This is a genomic window from Pseudoalteromonas sp. TAE56 (genome assembly GCF_000497955.1).
Classification (GTDB): Bacteria; Pseudomonadota; Gammaproteobacteria; order Enterobacterales; family Alteromonadaceae; genus Pseudoalteromonas.
Genome location: NZ_AUTN01000032.1, coordinates 1 through 4,754 on the forward strand (window position 1 = coordinate 1; position 4,754 = coordinate 4,754).

Here is a 4,754-nt window from a genome sequence, read left to right on the forward strand (position 1 = left end):
TGCGCTGCCCTTTGGGTTCTTTCTAGGGACGATTAACTCTTTGTTGCTCGGTTTTTACTTAGCCCACTAGGTTACAAACCTCGTGCCGCGATTAAATCGTCCCTAGATTGAACAAATTTCAATCCACAAAGATCAACACGCCCTAGGTTGTTTAAATGGATTACGCGTATCTTGGTGCTCATCAAGGTTACGCATTAAAATAGCGTGTTCTAAGTTAACCCCCTCATCTAGTGCGATTTTTACAATGTGACCAGAGCCCTTAGCATCGCTAATAATTTCACCCTTTTTGTTTTCCATATATTCAAGCTTAAAAGTAATGTTACCTTGTGGTGTCATAAGCTCTAAGGAGTGGCCTGTACAAAATTTATTTTTAACGTCAATTTCAACTAAGCCATTTTCGTCGCGCCCAAGTACTTCTCCCACAAATTGCTGTTTAGTTGATACAGAATGACCGTACTCATAGTTTTGATAATCTTGATGGGCATGGCGTTTTAAAAAGCCTTCGGTATAGCCCCGATGTGCTAGATTTTCGAGTGTTTTAAATAAGTTAGTATCAAATGGTTTACCCGAAGCCGCGTCGTCTATTGCTTTACGATAAACTTGTGCTGTGCGCGCTACATAATAAAATGACTTAGTACGCCCTTCTATTTTTAAACTATGTACACCCATTTTTGTTAACTGCTCTACGTATTGCACAGCGCGTAAATCTTTTGAGTTCATAATATACGTGCCGTGTTCATCCTCAAATGCAGGCATATACTCACCAGGGCGACCTTGTTCCTCTAGCATAAATACATCGTTGCTTGGTGCGCCTTCACCTAATGTAGGAATCACCTGTTTGGGGTCAATTTTATGCACCATTTCGCCGGTTTCGTTCTCAACACCAGGTTTTACATCGTAATCCCAACGACATGCATTAGTACACGTCCCTTGATTTGGATCGCGCTTATTTATATAACCAGAGAGTAAACAACGCCCCGAATACGCCATACAAAGCGCACCATGTACAAATACCTCAAGCTCGGTGTCTGGGCACAAAGCACGAATTTCAGTTATCTCTTCGAGCGACAGCTCCCGTGACAAAATAACGCGTTCAATCCCCTGTTTTGCCCAAAATTGCACACTCGCGTAATTTACCGCATTTGCTTGCACAGACAAGTGAATAGGCATCGTTGGCCATTTTTCACGAACAAGCATAATTAAACCAGGGTCTGACATAATTAGCGCATCGGGCTGCATCGCAATAACCGGTTCTATATCACGTAAATACGATTTAACTTTAGCGTTGTGCGGTGCAATATTAGACACCACATAAAACTTTTTATTTTGCGCATGCGCTTCACTAATTCCTACTTGCAGAGTATCTAGGTCAAACTCGTTATTGCGCACACGCAAACTATAGCGAGGCTGCCCTGCATAAACCGCATCTGCGCCATAAGCAAAAGCGTAGCGCATGTTTTTTAAACTGCCTGCGGGGCATAGTAATTCAGGAATAAAAGGCGTTGAAGAGGTAGTTGGTAACATGTGCGCTCCATACATCGAACTGGGTTTAAGCCAGTTGTATGATTAATTAATTTATAAGCGCGGCAGTATAAGTTCGATTAGCAATTTGCTTTTGATCGAGATCACAAAACTGCAATCAAACTGGTTTTTAATAAAATTAGGATTTTTCACTTAAAACGCGTATAATTCGCGCCCGTTAATATTCACACTTTTACTTAAAATTATTGGAGCATAAAGATGGCTTTAGAACGTACTTTTTCAATCGTAAAACCTGATGCAGTAGCTAAAAACCACATTGGCGCTATCTACAACCGTTTCGAGTCTGCTGGCCTTAAAATCGTTGCAGCTAAAATGGTTCACCTTTCACAAGAGAAAGCTGAAGGTTTCTACGCAGAACATAGCGAACGTCCTTTCTTCGGTGCTTTAGTATCTTTCATGACATCTGGTCCAGTAATGGTTACAGTTCTTGAAGGCGAAAACGCTGTTCTTAAAAACCGTGAAATCATGGGTGCTACTAACCCTGCTGAAGCACTAGCTGGTACTTTACGTGCAGACTACGCTGATAGCATCGACGAAAATGCTGTTCACGGTTCTGACGCTGTTGAATCTGCTGCTCGCGAAATCGCGTACTTCTTCGCTGACGAAGAGCTTTGTTCACGTACTCGTTAATTCGAATTCGTTAACAAAATGAAAAGGGCTTTCGGGCCCTTTTTTAGTCATTACGTAAAGTATTAATTAGTAAACTCATGATGTTTTACTTAATGATTAAAGTGAGTGAATTGTGTACAATTCGTCCTCGTAAATTTTTATCTCCACCGTCACCGATTGAGGTTGTTTCATGACCGAGCAAAAAAAGATTAACTTATTAGATTTAAACCGAGACGCAATGCGCGAGTTATTTGCATCGTTCGGTGAAAAGCCGTTTCGTAGTGACCAGGTGATGAAATGGATTTATCATTTTGGCGTAGATAACTTCGACGAAATGAGTAACGTAAACAAAAAACTTAAAGAAAAGCTTAAAGCTGAGTGCGAAATTGTAGCGCCAGAAATTACAGTTCGCCAACAAGCAAGCGACGGTACTATTAAGTACGCACTTATTTTGGAAGGCGGCCAAGAAGTAGAAGCTGTATGGATCCCTGAAAAAGAGCGCGCTACTTTATGTGTATCATCACAAGTGGGTTGTGCTCTTGAGTGTACTTTTTGTTCTACTGCTCAACAAGGCTTTAACCGTAACTTAAAAGTATCTGAAATTATTGGTCAAGTTTGGCGTGTAGCTAAAGATATAGGCCTTGATGGTCATAGCGAAAAGCGCCCTGTAACTAACGTTGTAATGATGGGTATGGGCGAGCCTTTACTTAATCTTAAAAACGTAGTGCCAGCAATGGAACTAATGATGGACGACTGGGGCTTTGGTTTATCTAAGCGCCGCGTAACATTAAGTACTTCAGGGGTTGTGCCTGCTCTTGATTTATTAAAAGAGAAAATTGACGTAGCACTTGCTATTTCACTTCACGCACCAGACAACGCACTGCGTGACATTTTAGTACCGGTTAATAAAAAGTACCCTATTGAAGAGTTTTTAGCCTCGTGTCGTCGTTACATCGATGGTTCGAAAGCCAATAAAGACGTAACAGTTGAATACGTTATGCTTAATGGCATTAACGACAGCACCGATCAGGCTCATGCACTAGTGCAAACGTTAAAAGGCACACCTTGTAAGGTCAACCTTATTCCGTTTAACCCGTTTCCGGGGAATGAATATACGCGTTCAAGTAATAGTCGCATTGACCGCTTTTCAAAAGTATTACAAGCAGCGGGCGTTACCTGTATTGTTCGTCGTACTCGCGGGGACGACATTGACGCAGCCTGCGGACAGTTAGTAGGTGACGTAGTTGACCGTACTAAACGTTTAGCTAAAAAGAAAATGCGTGACGATAACGCGATTAGCGTTAATATCCACCAAGCATAATCTGTAACCACCCTACAGGAATTAGTCACGTAGGGTGGTTAAGTTGTTTATTTTTAAATAAATGATGCAAGACTAAAGGTTTTAGGTAAGATAGGCGCCATGGACTAAAAATAAAGAGATAAGGTAATGCGATCTATACTTGCTATAACACTATCCACACTTGCCTTAAGTGGCTGTGTTAGCGAAAGTAGTTATAACGGCAGTAATAAACCCGTCGTCGAAAATAAAATTAACAATACTGGCGCAGCACGAACACGAATTGCTTTAGCCCTACAGTATTTAAAAACGGGTAACAACTCACAAGCCAAATACAATTTAGAACGTGCAGCTGCATTTGCTCCTGACCTACCTGAAGTACATTACTCTCTTGCTTATTACTATCAACAAGTAGGCGAAAACCCGCTAGCTGATAAGGCCTACCAAAAAGCACTCGAAATAAAGCCTGACGATCCAAATACCCTTAATAACTACGGTGTGTTTTTATGTGGTATCGATGAATACGATCGTGCTACGGATCAATTTTTAAAAGCCATTGAAGTACCAAGCTATATTCGCGTTGCCGAAAGCTACGAAAATTTAGCCTTATGTGCTATTGAATTTGATGACTATGAAAATGCAGAAAGCTATTTTCAACAAGCACTTAATCACAGTTCTCAACGTACATCTACGTTAATTAGCTTAGCTGCACTGTATTACGCAAAAAGTGACTTATACAAAGCCAGTGAACTTTTAAAACGCTACGACAGTACGGGACGAGTATCTTCTCGTGCATTAATGCTTAGCTACCTTGTAAAAAACAGAATGGGCAGAATAGAAGAGGCTGAAAAAATTTCCAGCACTATTTTACAAACCTATTCTACAAGTGACGAAGCCTATGCACTAAAAGAAAAAAGAACGCGTTTTAATGAGTTTGAAATACTGCGAGAAAAATACCGTAAAGCGCAGTTAAAAGAACTAAAAAATGATGAAAGCGGCGCACACGTTAGTTCGAAGCCAAAAATAAAAGTAATTAGAAAAAAACGTTCATCACAAGACGGTTCAACAAGCTTAGTAACAAACAATGAGCAAAAAACAGATAAAAAACTCGCAACAGTAAATAACCAAGATGTAAACCCGGTTATAGCAAGAGAAGAGCAAGTTGAGGCAGCCCAAAATGCGGCCACTAAGCAAGTCGACAAAACAGCCGTAATAGCAAAACAAGCAACAGCTCAAAAAGTGGAAGTTCCTAAAGTAGTGACTTCTAAAGCCGTCGTGCCAAGTAAACCTACCGATACATCGGCTG

General features: G+C 40.7%; 4 protein-coding genes. 3 read left to right on the forward strand and 1 reads right to left on the reverse strand.

Annotation, left to right across the window (positions count from 1 at the left end; genetic code table 11):
- Positions 1-132: 132 nt before the first annotated feature.
- Complete coding sequence (trhP, locus tag L656_RS0101155; protein ID WP_024597873.1) at positions 133-1,524, reverse strand: prephenate-dependent tRNA uridine(34) hydroxylase TrhP; 1,392 nt, start codon at positions 1,522-1,524, stop codon at positions 133-135.
- Between the two features lie 216 nt (positions 1,525-1,740).
- Between trhP and ndk the strand changes: the two genes are divergently transcribed.
- The 3 genes from ndk to pilW all read left to right on the forward strand — a co-directional run.
- Positions 1,741-2,172, forward strand: coding sequence for a nucleoside-diphosphate kinase (gene ndk, locus L656_RS0101160; protein WP_007377442.1), 432 nt, complete (start codon positions 1,741-1,743; stop codon positions 2,170-2,172).
- A 169-nt stretch (positions 2,173-2,341) separates the two neighbouring features.
- Positions 2,342-3,472, forward strand: coding sequence for a bifunctional tRNA (adenosine(37)-C2)-methyltransferase TrmG/ribosomal RNA large subunit methyltransferase RlmN (locus tag L656_RS0101165; RefSeq protein WP_024597874.1), 1,131 nt, complete (start codon positions 2,342-2,344; stop codon positions 3,470-3,472).
- A gap of 126 nt (positions 3,473-3,598) precedes the next feature.
- Positions 3,599-4,754, forward strand: a 1,156-nt coding sequence (gene pilW, locus L656_RS0101170) for a type IV pilus biogenesis/stability protein PilW (protein ID WP_024597875.1), incomplete at its 3' end; no start/stop codon positions are given.

Excerpts from the sequence above, each read along its gene's own strand:
- L656_RS0101165 (WP_024597874.1), top strand. The coding sequence starts at position 2,342 with ATGACCGAGCAAAAAAAGATTAACTTATTAGATTTAAACCGAGACGCA.
- ndk (WP_007377442.1), top strand. The coding sequence starts at position 1,741 with ATGGCTTTAGAACGTACTTTTTCAATCGTAAAACCTGATGCAGTAGCT.
- trhP (WP_024597873.1), bottom strand. The coding sequence starts at position 1,524 with ATGTTACCAACTACCTCTTCAACGCCTTTTATTCCTGAATTACTATGC.